Raw genomic sequence first — 15,895 nt, 5'->3', positions numbered from 1 at the left:
GCTTTATCCCCCTCAGACGGTGGTATGGTGAATCCATTTGCCGCCCCACATCCGCGGCAGGATGAAGAACAGCTTGCCCAGCTCGTCGCTCGAGAGCAGGAAGTAGACCCAGACCGGCGGGAAATGGAGCAAAAAGGCGGACGAGAAGCCGAGGACCAGCTTGAAGACCACCATGATGAAGGCGTCCACCCCCGCGCAGAAGGCGGTGTCCCCCGAGCCGCGCAGCACCCCGGCCAGGGTGACGATGTTGATCGACTGGCAGAAGAGCAGATAGGCCGCGACGAACATCATCCCCCTGATGATCCCGGCCGTCTCGGGCGAGGCGGCGACGAAGCCGGGCGCCACGGGCCGCAGCAGCACCAGGATCAGCCCCACCACGATCCCGAAGACGACCCCGATCTTCATCATGGTCTTGGAGGTGCGCAGCGCCTCCTCGTCCTTCCCCTGGCCGATCAGGTTGCCGGTGATCACCCCGGCGGCCACCCCGACGCCCATCACCGGGACCATGGCCAGCTCCTGCAGCATCGAGATAAAGCTGATGGCCGCCAGCGCCGACACGCCCAGCCGCCCGGTGATGACGGCCTGCAGCGAAATCCCCACCGCCCAGATCATCTCACTGCAGAGCACCGGCACGCTGTAGCGCACCACCGTGAACCAGTATGTGCGCGTCGGGCGGAAAAGATCGCGCAGCGAGAAGCGGACCTTTTTCTCGATGCAGTACATATAGACCAGCACCATCACGCTCTCACAGATGCGGCTGATCAGGGTCGCCAGCGCCGCGCCGCGGATCTCCATGCGGGGCGCGCCCAGGTTGCCGAAGATAAAAACCCAGTGCAGCACGAGGTTGAGCGCGAAGGAAAGCCCATAGATGCACAGCGAAACCCGCACATTCTCCATACTGCGCAGGCTGATGAGAAAGACCCCGGTAAAGGCGGCGAAGACATAGGAGAAGGCGATGATCCGAAGGAACTCGACCCCGCTGGCGATGACCTGCGGGTCGTTGGTGAAGATGGACATCACGGCGGCCGGGAAGGCGAGCACCAGTGCGCCGAGCAGCGCCCCGGCGATCATTCCCACCCGCAGGATCAAGCCCATGATCGCCCGGATGGGGTCGAGCTCGCCCTTGCCCCAATATTGAGCGGTCAGCACGGTGGAGCCGGTGGCCAGGCCGAAAATGGTGGTGGAAAACAGGAAATAGGGCTGGTTGCCCTGCGCGACGGCGGAGAGCTGCACCTCGCTGATATTGCCGATCATCAGCGTATCCATCGCGGCCACGCCGGTGGTGATCAGGCTCTGCAGCGCCACCGGAAAGGCGATATAAAAAATCCTCCAGAAGAGCGAATGTTCCCGATTCAAACCGCTATCCCCTTTGCACCCCGTATTGTCGAGAAAAAACCATCACCAAAAATTGTATCACACCTGCCCGCGCGCCTGTCAAGGGCAAAGGAGCATTCTCTCTGGAAACGACAAAGGACAGGCCCGGTTTTTAGCAGGAAGCAACAAAAATCCCCTCAAATAAAAAGGCCGTTAGATATGCAGTCTAACGGCCTTCATTTCAGTCTTATTCGCAGGAGAAGGGAGCAGCGCTCCCAGCTCCTTCCATTCTTTCCCTAATTATATCCTTCTTTGGCGAAAAATGCAAGCAAAAGACGGATTTTTCATCCCCTCCCGCCGAACGCGCGGCCGTTAGACTGCATATCTGCTGGTCATTTTGTTTTGTTGCAGACGCGGCCCCTGTCAGGAGGACCTCTGATGAAACGGTTTATCCATTTTCTGTTCCTGCCGCTCGTCTTCGCGGCGCTCTCCCTCCCCGTCCACGCCGCGCAGGAGGGGGTGAGCGTCGCGGTGCAGGACGGCTACGTCAGCGACTACGGGGTCAATATCCCCTTCACCCGCTCGCCGCGCACCGGCAGCTATACCTTCTCCCTCTACCCGGGCGGTGCGGCGGCGGGGAGCCCCGAGGTCACGGCGGCGGTGGAGATCACCTCCGCCGCACCGGTGAACGTCTACCTGCCGCTGCGCCACGACCCGGCCGGGCCGAGCACCTGGACGCTGGCCGTCACCGCCCATGTGGCGTCCGGGCGGGAGGCGCTCGACCGGGAGGCCACGGCCGCCAAGACCTTCACCACCGCCCCCACCTGCAGCTGCCCCGCCGGGACGGCGGGGGCCTACTACGTGGGGGACGGCAGCGCGCAGCACCCCTTTCTGGTGGGCGCGCGGGAGCAGCTCGTCCATATGGAAAAGCACCTCGCCGCAAGTCTCTTGCAGGTGGCAGACATCGACTGCGGCGGGACCCTCCCGACGATCAGCTGCTTTACCGGGAGCTACGACGGCGGCTGGCATAAAATCAGCGGGCTGGATAAACCCCTGTTTTGGACGCTCAGGCAGGCGACCGTCCAGCGCCTCGGGATCGAGGACTCCACCGCCATTTTCCCCACCCTGAGCGATCACATCGGCATATTGGCGGGCTCTGTCCACGACGGCACAATCCGCGACTGCTACAGCCTCAATTGCTCCCTCAAGGGCTACAACACCGGCGGACTGATCGGCGGATTCTTCGGTGAGGCAAGCAGGATCGAGCGCTGCTACGCCCTGGGCGCGCGGGTGGATTCCCACAGCAGCCCCGCCGGGCTGGTCGGGCGCGCGGACGAGGCCCGGTTCCAAATGTCGCACTGCTACGCGATCCCCGCCTATCTTTCGACGGAATCGGCCGGATACCCGTCGGGCGCCCTGTTCGGGTCGAGCGCCTATGACGGCCATACCACCTCGATTGCCCAGTCCTATTGGTGCACCTCAGTGGTCTCAAACGGGGCGGGCGGGGCCTATCTCAACGCCCGCGTTTCCATCGACTCCTACTCCAAGGGATTGCCCCTCGCCGGCTTCTCCACCCTCGGGAATCTCACCGGCTTCGACGATTCAGACTGGGTGGTGCGCAGCATGACCTTCGATTCGCCCGGCGGCAGCGTGACGGCCGAGGTGCCGGTGCTGCGCGGCTTCTACGAATAACCGCGCCAAAAGAGGCCCCGCAAACTTGCGGGGCCTCTTTTCTTTGTATCCGTTTATTTATCGAAAATCTCTTCCTCTCCCAGCAGCGAAATTCCCTGTTGCGAGAGCTTCTCGGCGGCGAGCGCGTTGTCCCTTACGCGCAGGATCACCGACGCCGCCTTCTGGTCCCGGCTGATGAAGGCGTACATATACTCGACGGTTATCTTCTCGTCATATAAAATCTTCATCGCCTTCGAGAGCCCGCCCGGCTTGTCCTCGATCCCGATGGCCAGCACCTCGGTCAGCGAGACGGTCAGCCCTGCCTCCTTGAGCGCCCGCTGGGCCACGTCCGGATGGCTGACGATCAGGCGCAGGATCCCGAAATCGGTGGTGTCCGAGATGGAGACCGCCCGGATGTCCACGCCGTGCTCCCCCAGAATCGAGGTAATCTCATAAAGCCTCCCCGGCTTGTTCTCCACAAAGACGGACAGTTGCTTAACTACCATCGAAAACCTCTCCTTTCCATTTAGCCCGCGGCCTTGACGCCCAGCTCGAACGCCTCCAAATTGAGCTGCCGCAGCTTTTCGGGTACCAATGCCTTCACCGCGTCGGTCCAAAGGCTTTTATCAAACCCCAGCATGGTCGAGAGCACGCCCATGAGCACCACGTTGACCGCCTTGGCGTTCCCCGCCTGCAGGGCCGGCGAGAGCGCGTCGAAGGCCAGGATGTCCACGCCCTTCGCTTTGATCTTTTCCACCAGGCCCTTCGGATATTCGGCCGCGCCGGTGATCACCGGCATGGGGTCGATCTGCTGGGTGTTGGTGATCAGCTTGCCGCCCATTTTGAGATAGGGCACCCAGCGCGCCGCCTCGAGCAGCTCGAAGGAGACGATATAGTCGGCCTCCCCCTTGTCGATGACCGGGGACAGGACCTTCTCGCCGTATTTGACGTAGGTGACCACCGAACCGCCCCGCTGGCTCATGCCGTGGACTTCGCTGACCTTGACGTCCAGCCCGCTTTGCAGCGTCACGCTGCCGAGAATCCGGCTGGCGAGCAGGGTGCCCTGTCCGCCCACGCCGACAATCATAATATTCGTCGTATTCATATCGTTATTCCCCTCTTCGCATTAGTCCTCGTCGTGCTTCTTGATCGCGCCGGGCTTACAGAGCCTCTGGCAGAGGTCGCACCCCACGCAGAGGGTGGCGTCGATCTGCGCCTTGCCCTCCTTCATGCTGATGGCGGGACACCCGATCCCGAGGCACATCTTACAGGAGACGCAGCGCGCGCGGTCCACATGGAAGGGCGGGTTCTTCTTGACCTTTTTGAGCAGCACGCAGGGCCGGCGGGTGATGATGACCGACGGCTCGTCGGCGGCCAGCTCCTCGGTAATGATCTTCTTGAGCTCATAAAGCTCGTTGGGGTCCACCACCCGAATACGGCGCACCCCCGCGCCCTCGCACATCTTTTCGATGCTCACCATATAGGTCGGCTCATTTTTGAGCGTCAGCCCGGTGGTGGGGTTCTGCTGGTGCCCGGTCATGCCGGTGATCGAGTTGTCCAGCACGATGACGGTGGAAATCCCCTTGTTGTAGGTGATGTTGATCAGCCCCGTGACCCCCGAATGCATGAAGGTCGAGTCGCCGATGACCGCCACCGAATTTTTGGCGCTCTCACTGCCCCTGGCCTTGTTGAAGCCGTGCAGCCCGCTGATCGAGGCGCCCATACAGACGGTGGTGTCCATCGCCTGCAGCGGCGGCGCGGCGCCCAGGGTGTAGCAGCCGATGTCGCCGAAGACGGTGACCCCCAGCTTATGTAAGGTGTAAAAGAGGCCGCGGTGCGGGCAGCCCGGGCACATGACCGGCGGGCGCACCGGGATATTCTCGTCGAGCGTCAGGTATTCCGGCTTCTCCCCGGCGATTCTTTCGCGCAGATAGGTCTGGGAATACTCGTAGAGGAGGGTGAATTCCTCCTTGCCCTTCACCTCGAGCCCCAGCGCGCGGCAGTGGTTCTCGATGAAGGGGTCGAGCTCCTCCACCACATAGAGGGTTTCGACCTCGGCGGCAAAGTCGCGCAGCAACTGCTCGGGCAGCGGGTAGGAGATGCCGAGCTTTAAAAAGCTCGCCTGCGGGAAGGCCTCCTTGGCGTACTGGTAGGCGACGCCGCCGGTGATGATCCCGAGCTTTCTGTCGCCCATCTCCACCCGGTTGTAGGGGCAGTTCTCCGCATATGCCTTGATCGCCCGTTGGCGCTCCTCGACCGCGACGTGGCGGCCCTTGGCGTTGCCGGGCATCATCACGTATTTCTGGGGGTTCTTCTTGTATTCGCGCAACGGCACATCCTGCCGCTCGCCGGTGTCCACAATGCTCTGGGAATGGGAGATGCGCGTCGAAAGGCGCAGCAGCACCGGCAGATCGAACCGCTCGGAAAGCTCGAAGGCGTCCTTGGTGAACTGCAGGCACTCCGCCGAATCGGAGGGCTCGAGCATCATGAGCTTGGCCGCCTCGGCGTAGTGCCGGGAGTCCTGCTCGTTTTGAGAGGAGTGCATGCCCGGGTCGTCCGCCACGGCGATGAGCATGCCGCCGTTCACCCCGGTATAGGAGGCGGTGAAGAGCGGGTCGGCCGCGACGTTGAGGCCCACATGCTTCATCGCGCAGAAGGAACGCGCCCCGCCGATCGACGCGCCGATGGCAGCCTCCATAGCTACCTTCTCATTGGGCGCCCACTCGGCGTAAATCTCCTCGAATTTGGCGACCTCCTCGGTGATCTCGGTGCTGGGGGTGCCGGGATAGCTGGAAGCGATGGTGCACCCGGCTTCGTAAAGTCCTCTGGCAACCGCTTTGTTGCCAAGCATGAGCTGTTTCAATGGAAATTTCCCTCCAAGTCTATTTCACAATTCAAGTACATCTCTCAGTGCGTATCGCGCAGGTCGACGATCCGTTTGGCCTTGCCCGCGAAGCGCTCGATCGACTTGGGCTCGGCCAAGGAAACCTTGGCGTCGATCCCGAGCACGGTGTGCAGCTTGTGCTTGATCGCGCCGTGCAGCCGCTCGAGCTCGCTGTAGCTCTCGAGCAGCGAGCCGTCGAGCAGCTCGACTTTGACCTCCAGCTTGTCCACAAACCCCTCGCGGGTGACGATCAGCTGGTAATGCGGGCCGATCTCCTTAACCGTGAAGAGCACCGACTCAATCTGGCCGGGGAAGACGTTGACCCCGCGGATCTTGAGCATATCGTCCGCGCGGCCCATGATCTTGTCCATGCGCACGTTGGTGCGCCCGCACTCGCAGGGCTCGTAATTGAGGCGGCTGATGTCCTTGGTGCGGTAGCGTAGCACCGGGAAGCACTCCTTGGTCAGGGTGGTGATAACCAGCTCCCCGGTCTCCCCCGCTTTCAGCACCTGCCCGGAGTGGGAGTCGATGATCTCGGGGATGAAGTGGTCCTCGGCGACGTGCATGCCCTCGCGGCGGTAGCACTCCCCCGAGACGCCCGGCCCCATCAGCTCGCTCATGCCGTAGTTGTCGGTGGCGAAGAGCCCCCAGGCCTCCTCGATCTTTTCGCGCAGCTCGATCGAGCAGCCCTCCGAGCCGAACAGGCCGATTTTGAGTTTGAAGTCGTTCTTGACGTCGTATCCGAGATCCTTTGCCGTCTCGGCCATGTACATCGCGTAGGAAGGGGTGGAGATGACGGTGGTCGCTCCGAAGTCCTTCATCAGCATGAGCTGCTTTTCGGTGTTCCCACTCGAGGCGGGGACCACCGCCGCACCGAGGCGCTCCAGCCCATAGTGCAGTCCCAGCGCGCCGGTAAAGAGCCCGTAGCCGAAGGAAATCTGGGCGATGTCCTCGTCGGTGACCCCCACCGCGGCGCACAGCCGCGCCACCAGCCGCGCCCACACGTCCAGGTCGCTCCGGGTGTAGCCCACGACGGTGGGCTTGCCGGTGGTGCCGGAGGAGGCGTGGATGCGCACGACCTCCTTCATCGGCACGGCGAACATGCCGAAGGGATATGTATCGCGGATGTCCTCCTTGGTGGTGAAGGGCATATATTGCAGGTCGCTCAGCGTCTTGATCCTTGCCGGATCAAAGCCGGCGCCGTCAAACTTCTTGTGGTACATCTCAATGCGCTCGTAGCAGTACTGCGCGATGTGCCGAAGCCTTTCCAGCTGCAGCGCCTCAATGTCGGCGCGCCGCATGGTTTCAAATTCTTTTTCAAAAATCATGGCGGACCCTCCAGCGGTTCTCGATTCTGTCTTTGCGGGGGCGGCTGTCCAGATTTTCGTCCCGCGCTTTAACGAGTAAAATCATTATAGCAGAAAATAAGCGAAAAATCATCATAAATTTCACAATCCCCTAAAATCCGGGCCGCACCCGCCCGCATAGCCGCTTTGCCGCCGCCCAATAATACCCTTGAATCAAGAATATCTGAGGGGGCTTTTCCCATGTATAAGCGCATGACCGTGCTGTTCTGCCTGATGGTCGCTGTGGCCGCGACCCTCTTTTTCCGCCTTTACTACCTCACCGCCGGGGACAGCCTGAGCACCGCCGCCAAAACCCAAAGCAGCTACACGCTGGATGTAGTCAGCGAACGGGGCACCATCTACGACCGCAACCTGCAGCCGCTGACCGGCAACCGGGAGCGGTATATCGCCGCCGTAATGCCCTGCCGCCAGTCCCTGGCGGCGCTCTCCCAGGAGCTCAGCGGACAGCGGCGGGAGCAGATGATAGAGAGCTTCTCGGACAACCGCCCCTTTTTAATCGAGGTGGACTCCCCCGACATCTACGCCTATGGGGTGGACGTCTTTAAATCGAGCGAGCGCTACTCCTCCCCCCAGCTTGCCGCCCACATCATCGGCCATCTGCGGGACGGCAAGGGCGCCTACGGGATCGAGCGCTCCTACGACGAAATCTTGTCCTCCTGCGGCAGCAAAGTGTCGATCAGCTACGCGGTGGACGCGCGCAAATCTCCGCTCGCCGGGGTGGCCCCTACCATTAGCCGGAACTACTCGGGCGAGGGGGTGGTGCTCACCCTGGATAAGGAAATCCAGCAGCTTGTTGAGGAAGCCGCCGGCTATTACATCGAGAAGGGCGCGGTGGTGGTGATGGATATCCACACCGGGGACATCGTGGCCAGCGCCAGCTTCCCCGCCTTCGACCCCGGCGACGTTTCGGCCTCGATGGACGCGCCCGGCTCCCCCTTTGTCAACCGGGCCTTCTCCGCCTACAACGTCGGCTCCACCTTCAAGCTCCTCACCGCCGCCTGCGCGCTGGACAGCGGGATCAGCGAGAACCTGGGATACGAGTGCAAGGGCTACATTGAAATCGACTCGGTGCGCTTCAACTGCCACAAGCTGACCGGCCACAGCTGGCTCACCATGCAGCGGGCAATCGAGCAGTCCTGCAACCCCTATTTCATCAATCTCGGACAGAAGCTCGATCCGGCGCGTTACCTGGAGCTGTGCCGGGCGGTGGGCTTTAGCCGCTCCATCCGCCTCGCCCCGCAGCTGAGCACCTCCGCCGGCACCCTTCCGAGCGTCGAGGCGCTGCAAAACCATGCCGAGCTTGCCAACTTCTCGTTTGGGCAGGGGGCCTTGACCGCCTCCCCGGTGCAGATCGCCCAGCTGATTTGCTGTATCGCCAACGGCGGCAGCGCCGTGTCGCCCCATCTCGTGGCGGGGGCGACCGCGGACGGCGAGACCCTTTCCCAGGAAAACCCCGCCGCCGCCCCGGTGCGGGTGATCTCGCAGAACACGGCACAGATTTTGCAGCGGATGATGGTCGCCACCGTGGAGGAGGGCAGCGGCCAGAACGCCAAGCCCGACATCGGCTCGGCGGGCGGGAAGACCGCCTCGGCCCAGACCGGGATATTCCTGGAAAACGGCAGCGAGATCGTCCACGCCTGGTTTTCCGGCTTCTATCCGGCCAAGGACCCCAAGTACGCCATCGTGGTGCTCAACGAGGGTGGCAATTCGGGCGGGGCGGTGGCCGCCCCGGTCTTCCGGCAGGTCGCCAACGGAATCCAGCGCCTCGGGAAGCTGTCCTGATTCCCGCTTTTGCTTGCGAAACAGGCCGGGATGGTATATAATGACACCATTGGGCCGGCGCGCTGCGCCGAATTTTGAGGGTGAGGTGCGAGCAATGGCTGGCAAATATGTCATTACCTGCAACAATACCGCGGACCTGCCGCAGGAATTCATTGAGAAAAACGGGCTTCCGATCGCTCATCTGGGGTATTCCATCGACGGGGAGGACTACGATGGGGACCAAAAGAAGCTGGACCCGAAGGACTTTTACGCCCTCATGCGCGAGGGGAAGATGACGAAAACCCACCAGGTTTCCCCCGAAGGGGCGCGCGCGGTGATCGAGCCCTTTTTGCAGCAGGGCTACGACGTGCTGCACATCGCGTTTTCCTCCGGGCTTTCGGGTACCTGCGGGAGCACCGAGGTGGCCGCCCAGGAGCTGCGCGAGCAGTACCCCGAGCGCAAAATCGAGGTGGTGGACTCCCTGTGTGCCTCCCTTGGCGAGGGGCTGCTCGTCTACCGGGCGTTAAAGCTCAAAAGCGAGGGCAAGACCCTCGACGAGGTCAGGGACTGGCTCTATGAAAACCGGCTGCATCTCTGCCACTATTTCACGGTGGACGATCTGAACTTCCTCTACCGGGGCGGGCGGGTCTCCAAGACGGCCGCCTTCTTCGGCACCATGCTGGGGATCAAGCCGGTGCTGCATGTGGACGACGAGGGGCACCTCATCCCGCTGACCAAGGTGCGCGGCCGGCGCCAGTCGCTGCAAAAGCTGGTGGACTACATGGAGGAGCTCGCGGCGGGGAGGCAAAACGACATCGTCTTCATCAGCCACGGCGACTGCCAGGAGGACGCGCAGTACGTCGCCGACGAGGTGGGGCGCCGCCTCGGGATCGAAAACTTCATCATCAACTACGTCGGGCCCACCATCGGGGCCCATTCGGGACCGGGAACGGTCGCGCTCTTCTTCTTTGGGGAGAAGCGCTAGCATATGGCATAAAAAGCGGCCCCCGGCACATGCCGGGGACCGCTTTTTAGTGGTCGAACACCCGCAGCACCGGCCGGCCCAAAGAGCCGTCCATCCGCCAGACCGTGTCAAAGTCCCAGCCCTGGGAAGTAAACTTGCTCTGGTCGGCGAATTCGGCGCCGGTAAGGGCAAAACAGCCGTTGTTGTTTTTGTCCCCACAGGCATACTGGACCCCGGCGGAGTTGGGGTACTCCCAGGCGCAGGCGGAAGCGTTGATGTCATAGCCGGTAATCGCCCCGCCCTTAAGCGTGGAGGACAGTGAATCGATCAGGGTGTAACAGCCGATCGACTTTGTTCCTCCGTTCCCTTCGGAAGATATTCCTCCCACATAGGCACCTCGGATCGTGAGCCCCGCGGCATAGCAGTTTTCAATACGATTCAATTTGTTGTCACTTGTATTGTCATCTCCGGCGGAAATGCTTCCGGTATAGGAATAGGGAGTCGACTCGGCAATAAAAGTGCAATCTTCAACAAAACAATTTCTGACCACAACTTTCCCATAAAACGTCCCCATCGCCGCCGCCAGTCTCTGCCCATGAAATACCGAATCCCGAACGCCCAAATTTTCAATTTGGGCGTTGACCGGATTGCCAAACAAGCTGGCTGCATTCGCTGTAATATTAGCCTCGGAAATCACGTACCCTCCGCCGTCGTAGCTTCCGGTGAAACTGGGTATGGGCGAAAAATTATCAAATACCGCCAGACTGATGTCGTTGACCTGCTGGCAGCTCTTCCCCAGATGTAGGCGCACATGGTCGAACTGCTGCGGCGAGGAGATCCAATACGGGTCGGCCGCCGCGCCCGTACCCATGTAAAACGCGCCCGCAGTCCCCGCCGCACAGCCGCAGGTCGGCGTGGAGGCGGTGACGAAGGAGATGGTCTTCACCCCCTCCCGCTCCAGCCCCTCCCGCCCCGGCAGGACGTGGGCCGTCACTTTCAGGGTGTGCGTGCTTGGCCCGGTAACATCGTAGCGCAGCGGCAGAAAAACCGTCACCGGGGAATCGGCGTGCACCTCCACCTCGGCGCGCACCTCGGGGGCGCCCGCCGCCGTTTCCCCCGCATAAATTTCAAAGGTGTAGCTGTCACTCCTCCCGGTGCGGGTAAAGGGGATGTTTACCCCGTAATCGCAGGAATAGCCGTCCTGCACCGTCACCGTCACACCGTCTCCCGCGGCGCCGGACGGCACAAGGACGAGCAGCGCGCCCAGCACTGCAACGACGGTTCCCATCAGCTTTTTCATCATGCGTCCCCCTTAAGCAATAAGACCGCTAGCAAGGATATCAGGCGGCCGGCCCCGCCGGGGGACGGGATGAAAAGCTGCCCTCTTCCCTTGAAATCCGTACCAAAACAGGGTATAATTAGAAAAAAGAAAGCAAGAGACGGCCGAATGTTCTTTTTACAGTCGAGCTTTCGGCCTACGCTTGACCGCCTGATATCCTTACTGACGGTCATTTTTATTTTTTCCGGCGGAAAAGCATCTTGACAAACGGAAAGCAAAAGTTTATCATGAATTCAATATGAAAATACGCTCACGAGGACCAGTAGGACCCCTTCCCCGTACGCAGAGAGCTGCCGGTTGGTGCAAGGCAGCTGCGGCAGGAGTGCGAACTCCCCTCTCAGTAGCCCTTCTCAAACGTCAGGAGTAGGAAGGGACGTGACCCGCCCGTTACAGCGGGAGGATATGGTTGTATCCGTCCGAGATGCATGCCCCCTGTTTGGAGGGTATGAATTAGAGTGGTACCGCGTAAGACAGCAGTCTTTCGTCTCTAAGGTTTAGAGGCGAAGGGCTTTTTTGTTGTAGAAACAGTATATTAACCGATAGGAGGAATTCCCATATGGCCATGACCATGACCCAGAAAATTCTGGCGCACGCCGCCAAAAAGGACGAGGTGAAGGCGGGCGAGCTGATCAGCATCCCCTGCGACGTGGTGCTCGGCAACGACATCACCACCCCCGTCGCCATCGACGAGTTCGAGAAGTACGGCTTCGAGAGCGTCTACGACAAGGACAAAATCTGCATCGTGTGCGACCACTTCACCCCCAACAAGGACATCAAGGCCGCCAAGCAGTCGGCGCGCTGCCGCCAGTTTGCAAGCAAATACGACATCACCCACTTCTACGACGTGGGCAAGATGGGGATCGAGCACGCGCTGCTGCCCGAGCAGGGGATCGTCAAGGCCGGGCAGGTCATCATCGGCGCGGACAGCCACACCTGCACCTATGGGGCGCTGGGCGCCTTCTCGACCGGCGTGGGCTCGACCGACATGTGCGCGGGCATGAAGAGCGGCAAGTGCTGGTTCAAGGTCCCGGCCGCCCAGCGCTTCGTGCTGCACGGCAAGCTGTCCCCCCACGTTTCGGGCAAGGACGTGATCCTACATATCATCGGCATGATCGGGGTGGACGGCGCGCTCTACCAGTCGATGGAATTTTGCGGCGAGGGGGTCGCCTCCCTTTCGATGGACGATAGGTTCACCATCGCCAACATGGGGATCGAGGCCGGCGCCAAGAACGCCATCTTCCCGGTGGACGAGCAGACCAGGCGCTACATGCGCGAGCATAACGCGGGCGAATACATCGAATTTGCCGCCGACGAGGACGCGCCTTACGTGGAGAGCTATGACATTGATCTGAGCACTTTAAAGCCCACCGTCTCGCTGCCCCATCTGCCGGAGAACGCGCGCGAGGTCGCGGCGCTCGATAAAATCGAAATCCAGCAGGTGGTCATCGGCTCCTGCACCAACGGGCGGATCAGCGACCTCGAGGCCGCCGCCAAGGTTTTTGAGGGCCGCCAGGTGCACGACGGCGTGCGGGCGATCATCATCCCCGCCACCCAGGAAATCTATCTCGAGGCCATGCGAAGAGGGTACCTCGAAACCTTCATGCTCGCCGGCTGCGCCGTCTCCACCCCGACCTGCGGGCCGTGCCTGGGCGGGCACATGGGGATCCTCGCCCCGCATGAGCGGTGCGTGGCCACCACCAACCGCAACTTCGTCGGGCGGATGGGCGACACCACCAGCGAGGTCTACCTTGCCTCGCCCGAAACCGCGGCGGCCAGCGCCGTGGCGGGCTACATCACCACCCCCGACAAACTGTAAAAGGAGGAACCAGATATGCTGTTAAAAGGTGCCGTTCACCGCTTTCAAAATAACGTCGATACCGACGTGATCATCCCGGCGCGCTACCTCAACACAACCGACCCCAAAGAGCTCGCCTCCCACTGCATGGAGGACATCGACAAGGATTTCGTCAAGAAGGTGCGCCCCGGCGACATCATCGTGGCGGGGAACAATTTCGGCTGCGGCTCCTCCCGCGAGCACGCGCCCCTGGCCATCAAGACTGCCGGCGTGAGCTGCGTCATCGCGCGCTCCTTCGCGCGCATTTTCTACCGCAACTCGATCAACATCGGGCTGCCCATCCTCGAATGCCCCGCGCTGGTGGACGAGACCAAGAAGGGCGACGCCCTCTCGGTCAACCTGGACACCGGAGAGATAGAAAACCTTACGACCGGCAAGAAATATACCGCGGTCCCCTTCCCCGAGTCGATCCTCGAAATCATCCGCAAGGGCGGGCTGCTTAGATCCATCCAGTAATAAAAAAAGCGGCGCGCTGGCTCAATGGCCAGCGCGCCGCTTTTTCTGCGTTTGGGTGCATGCCGCCCCCATCGGCAAATTTTCACCTCCCCGCGCCAATCAGTCCTCCGGGCCGAATCCAGCTTCGTCCGCGCTTGGCGCGGACTGCAGGGCGCGGGACTGCGGAGCGGTGAGCGGACGCTCGCACCGAAGGGTGGGGTATTCGGCCCCCTCCCTGACCTCCCAATATTCCCCGGAAAGGCCCGGGAGGTTGGAGAGCGAGGAGAACGAGCCCAGCGGCAGTCCCAAGGTCCCGGCCGGGTCGTAGTTGTAAGTCCCGGAGCGCATATACCAGCCCACCGCGCCCTTGGCGACTCCCGGCGCGGTGTCGTTGGAATAATAGCAGCCGGAAAACTGGTCGTTGCCGGCATTGTCCCAGCCCACCAGCGTCCCCCGGCCATAGCTGTAAAAGGTAATTTTGTCAGGGATGGCAAAGCACTCGTTTAAAACCGCCCCGCTCGAGTGACCCGCAAAGGCTCCCACATGCCGGCCCTGGGTGATTACATGTGCGGCATAGCAGCGCTCCAGGGTCGAATTGTTCACATTGCCCGCCAGCGCGCCGTTATTGTTGTCCACCCCGCCGATGCTCGAATCCCGCAGGAAGCATTCGCTGATAAAGGAGTTTGCGGTGATGCCCGCCAGCGCGCCGAGCGTGACGCCCGTCGGCGAATAGAAGTCCAGACCGGTGAGCCCCAGCCTTCGGACGGTGGCCCCGCTGAGCTGGCCGAACAGGCTGAAACCTTCAATGTTTTGGAAGGGGATATGGGAGATGGTGTAGCCGTCCCCGTCGTAAGTTCCGGTGAAGACGGAGAGCGGCTGCCAGGGCGTGGGCCAGCCGCTAAGGTCGATATGCGCCGTCTGCCGAAAGCAGGCGGACAGGTGCTCGCGCACATGGTCGAGCTGCTGCGGCGTGCCCACCCGGTAGGGGTTTTCGCTGCTGCCATCCCCGGCGAGGAAGGCGCCGGGAGCCTCCGGATGCCCGCAGGTGACCCCGGCCTCGAAGGGGTATTCCCGGGTGAAGGGGGCGTCCAGCCCCTGGCGCTGCGGCTGTACGTTGGCACTCACGGTCAGCAGGTACTGCCTGCGTTGGGTCAGATCATAGTCAAAGGGCAGGAAAACAGTCTGCGCCGTGGGAACGCTCAACGTCTTCTGCATTAGCAGGCTGGCCGGGTCGGCTGTGCTCCCTTCATAGATCGTGAAGGTGTAGCTGTCGGCGCGCGGCGAAGGGGTGAACGGGAAGGAGACCCCGTAAACGTCCGCGTACGCCTGGGATGGAGAGAGCGCCCACGCGCGGATGGGGAACAAGATCAGGACAACGGTCAAAAGGACCAGGAGCTTTCGTTTCATCCAACTTCCATCCTTTCCGGAAAGACCTACAGCATAGCTTACTGGCTGTCTTTTTCCGGGCGGGTATCTCCCCCAAAAGCCGGATTCCCCTTGTAAACCTTCTCAAAAAAGGATATAATTAGGACAATTTAGTAAAATCACCGCAGTTTTGCGGCCCAAAACGACCAGACGGCATATAAAAATGACCCATAGTAAGCTATACTATGGGTCATTTTCTTTTGTTTTTTAAAAGTGGAACCGTTTGACCATCTCCTGTTTGGTTTTGCGGTCGGCCAACAGGATGGTGCCCACCAGGATGACGGCCGAATAAATGCAGGCCGTGATGTAGGGCCAGCACACCGTGGTCAGGCCGAAGACCATCAGCAAAATCGAAAGGATCCCCAAAATTCCGATCATGAACTGGTAGAGCACGAAGTCCCGGAACAGGAGCGGGCGCACCAGCATGACCGAGGTGATGATCCCCTGCGCGGCGATGATCAGAAAGGGGATGACGTAGCCGAGCATCCAGCCGTGGTTGCCGGTGGAAAGGTCGATGACATAGCCGAGCACCGAGATGGCGATGAGCTGGATGAAGATCATCAGCCCCACGTTTTTGAAGGAGCGCCGGGCGGTCAGGAAGCTGGTCCAGCCATAGATGGTGGCCCCGAGCACGATCAGCGACCAGATGGTGTCGCTGTCGGCGACATAATCGAAATAGAGTGAGAGCGCCACCAGCACCACCGAGACCATCGCCAGCACACGCAGCAGGTAGCGCATGCGGTTGGAAAACTTGATATGCGGATAGAGCGGCGCCTCTTCCCCGCCCAAGCTCTCGAGCGGGGCGCCGCAGAGCACGCAGTATTCGTCCTCGCCCTGCGCTCTCACGCCGCAGCGCTTGCAATAGGTCATCCCGCCGCCT

13 protein-coding genes and 1 other annotated feature are annotated in these 15,895 nt (G+C 61.3%); of the genes, 5 read left to right on the top strand and 8 right to left on the bottom strand.

Annotated elements, in window-relative coordinates; translation table 11 throughout:
- Nucleotides 1-12: 12 nt before the first annotated feature.
- The gene (locus EDD78_RS08320; protein ID WP_132084639.1) at nucleotides 13-1,356 is read right to left on the bottom strand and encodes an MATE family efflux transporter; all 1,344 of its coding nucleotides are present in this window, start codon (nucleotides 1,354-1,356) and stop codon (nucleotides 13-15) included.
- A 396-nt stretch (nucleotides 1,357-1,752) separates the two neighbouring features.
- Here EDD78_RS08320 and EDD78_RS08315 point away from each other — a divergent pair, with 396 nt between their 5' ends.
- Nucleotides 1,753-3,006 carry a hypothetical protein gene (locus EDD78_RS08315; RefSeq protein WP_132084638.1) on the top strand — a complete coding sequence of 418 codons (1,254 nt, stop codon included), beginning with the start codon at nucleotides 1,753-1,755 and terminating at the stop codon, nucleotides 3,004-3,006.
- 53 nt (nucleotides 3,007-3,059) lie between these two features.
- On the opposite strand, the gene EDD78_RS08310 is transcribed toward EDD78_RS08315, so the two are convergent.
- Genes EDD78_RS08310 through EDD78_RS08295 form a run of 4 tightly spaced genes read right to left on the bottom strand, consistent with a single transcriptional unit; the run spans nucleotide 3,060 to nucleotide 7,197 of the window.
- Entirely contained in the window at nucleotides 3,060-3,491 is a 432-nt protein-coding gene (locus EDD78_RS08310; RefSeq protein WP_079698810.1) for an ACT domain-containing protein, read from the bottom strand.
- A 20-nt stretch (nucleotides 3,492-3,511) separates the two neighbouring features.
- Nucleotides 3,512-4,090 carry an indolepyruvate oxidoreductase subunit beta gene (locus EDD78_RS08305; protein ID WP_132084637.1) on the bottom strand — a complete coding sequence of 193 codons (579 nt, stop codon included), beginning with the start codon at nucleotides 4,088-4,090 and terminating at the stop codon, nucleotides 3,512-3,514.
- Between the two features lie 21 nt (nucleotides 4,091-4,111).
- Entirely contained in the window at nucleotides 4,112-5,848 is a 1,737-nt protein-coding gene (gene iorA, locus EDD78_RS08300) for an indolepyruvate ferredoxin oxidoreductase subunit alpha (protein WP_132084636.1), read from the bottom strand.
- Between the two features lie 44 nt (nucleotides 5,849-5,892).
- Nucleotides 5,893-7,197, bottom strand: coding sequence for a phenylacetate--CoA ligase family protein (locus EDD78_RS08295; RefSeq protein ID WP_132084635.1), 1,305 nt, complete (start codon nucleotides 7,195-7,197; stop codon nucleotides 5,893-5,895).
- Nucleotides 7,198-7,416: 219 nt separating this feature from the next.
- On the opposite strand from EDD78_RS08295, the gene EDD78_RS08290 reads away from it, so the two are divergent.
- Together EDD78_RS08290 and EDD78_RS08285 are read left to right on the top strand one after the other, a co-directional pair.
- The gene (locus tag EDD78_RS08290; protein WP_132084634.1) at nucleotides 7,417-9,018 is read left to right on the top strand and encodes a peptidoglycan D,D-transpeptidase FtsI family protein; all 1,602 of its coding nucleotides are present in this window, start codon (nucleotides 7,417-7,419) and stop codon (nucleotides 9,016-9,018) included.
- A gap of 94 nt (nucleotides 9,019-9,112) precedes the next feature.
- The gene (locus EDD78_RS08285; protein WP_132084633.1) at nucleotides 9,113-9,982 is read left to right on the top strand and encodes a DegV family protein; all 870 of its coding nucleotides are present in this window, start codon (nucleotides 9,113-9,115) and stop codon (nucleotides 9,980-9,982) included.
- 46 nt (nucleotides 9,983-10,028) lie between these two features.
- Here EDD78_RS08285 and EDD78_RS08280 read toward each other — a convergent pair whose 3' ends face one another.
- Entirely contained in the window at nucleotides 10,029-11,261 is a 1,233-nt protein-coding gene (locus EDD78_RS08280; protein ID WP_132084632.1) for a hypothetical protein, read from the bottom strand.
- Nucleotides 11,262-11,540: 279 nt separating this feature from the next.
- Nucleotides 11,541-11,792, top strand: a binding site (T-box leader).
- A 64-nt stretch (nucleotides 11,793-11,856) separates the two neighbouring features.
- Between EDD78_RS08280 and leuC the strand changes: the two genes are divergently transcribed.
- Together leuC and leuD are read left to right on the top strand one after the other, a co-directional pair.
- Complete coding sequence (gene leuC / locus EDD78_RS08275; RefSeq protein WP_207668664.1) at nucleotides 11,857-13,116, top strand: 3-isopropylmalate dehydratase large subunit; 1,260 nt, start codon at nucleotides 11,857-11,859, stop codon at nucleotides 13,114-13,116.
- Nucleotides 13,117-13,131: 15 nt separating this feature from the next.
- A complete protein-coding gene (gene leuD / locus EDD78_RS08270; RefSeq protein WP_132084631.1) occupies nucleotides 13,132-13,611 on the top strand; it encodes a 3-isopropylmalate dehydratase small subunit in 480 nt (159 codons plus the stop codon).
- 99 nt (nucleotides 13,612-13,710) lie between these two features.
- Here leuD and EDD78_RS08265 read toward each other — a convergent pair whose 3' ends face one another.
- On the bottom strand, nucleotides 13,711-14,997 hold the full coding sequence (locus EDD78_RS08265; RefSeq protein ID WP_132084630.1) for a hypothetical protein: 1,287 nt from the start codon (nucleotides 14,995-14,997) through the stop codon (nucleotides 13,711-13,713).
- Between the two features lie 225 nt (nucleotides 14,998-15,222).
- A complete protein-coding gene (locus tag EDD78_RS08260) occupies nucleotides 15,223-15,885 on the bottom strand; it encodes a DUF6320 domain-containing protein (protein ID WP_132084629.1) in 663 nt (220 codons plus the stop codon).
- Between the last annotated feature and the right edge of the window lie 10 nt (nucleotides 15,886-15,895).

Origin of the sequence: Harryflintia acetispora, assembly GCA_004340125.1 — a bacterium.
Taxonomy (GTDB): Bacteria; Bacillota; Clostridia; order Oscillospirales; family Ruminococcaceae; genus Harryflintia; species Harryflintia acetispora.
Note: the sequence above shows the minus strand (reverse complement) of the source record. Positions and strands in the feature narration are given on the sequence as shown.

Excerpts from the sequence above, each read along its gene's own strand:
- leuD (WP_132084631.1), top strand. The coding sequence starts at position 13,132 with ATGCTGTTAAAAGGTGCCGTTCACCGCTTTCAAAATAACGTCGATACC.
- EDD78_RS08315 (WP_132084638.1), top strand. The coding sequence starts at position 1,753 with ATGAAACGGTTTATCCATTTTCTGTTCCTGCCGCTCGTCTTCGCGGCG.
- EDD78_RS08285 (WP_132084633.1), top strand. The coding sequence starts at position 9,113 with ATGGCTGGCAAATATGTCATTACCTGCAACAATACCGCGGACCTGCCG.
- EDD78_RS08290 (WP_132084634.1), top strand. The coding sequence starts at position 7,417 with ATGTATAAGCGCATGACCGTGCTGTTCTGCCTGATGGTCGCTGTGGCC.
- EDD78_RS08265 (WP_132084630.1), bottom strand. The coding sequence starts at position 14,997 with ATGAAACGAAAGCTCCTGGTCCTTTTGACCGTTGTCCTGATCTTGTTC.
- leuC (WP_207668664.1), top strand. The coding sequence starts at position 11,857 with ATGGCCATGACCATGACCCAGAAAATTCTGGCGCACGCCGCCAAAAAG.
- EDD78_RS08280 (WP_132084632.1), bottom strand. The coding sequence starts at position 11,261 with ATGAAAAAGCTGATGGGAACCGTCGTTGCAGTGCTGGGCGCGCTGCTC.
- EDD78_RS08295 (WP_132084635.1), bottom strand. The coding sequence starts at position 7,197 with ATGATTTTTGAAAAAGAATTTGAAACCATGCGGCGCGCCGACATTGAG.
- EDD78_RS08310 (WP_079698810.1), bottom strand. The coding sequence starts at position 3,491 with ATGGTAGTTAAGCAACTGTCCGTCTTTGTGGAGAACAAGCCGGGGAGG.
- EDD78_RS08305 (WP_132084637.1), bottom strand. The coding sequence starts at position 4,090 with ATGAATACGACGAATATTATGATTGTCGGCGTGGGCGGACAGGGCACC.
- EDD78_RS08260 (WP_132084629.1), bottom strand. The coding sequence starts at position 15,885 with ATGACCTATTGCAAGCGCTGCGGCGTGAGAGCGCAGGGCGAGGACGAA.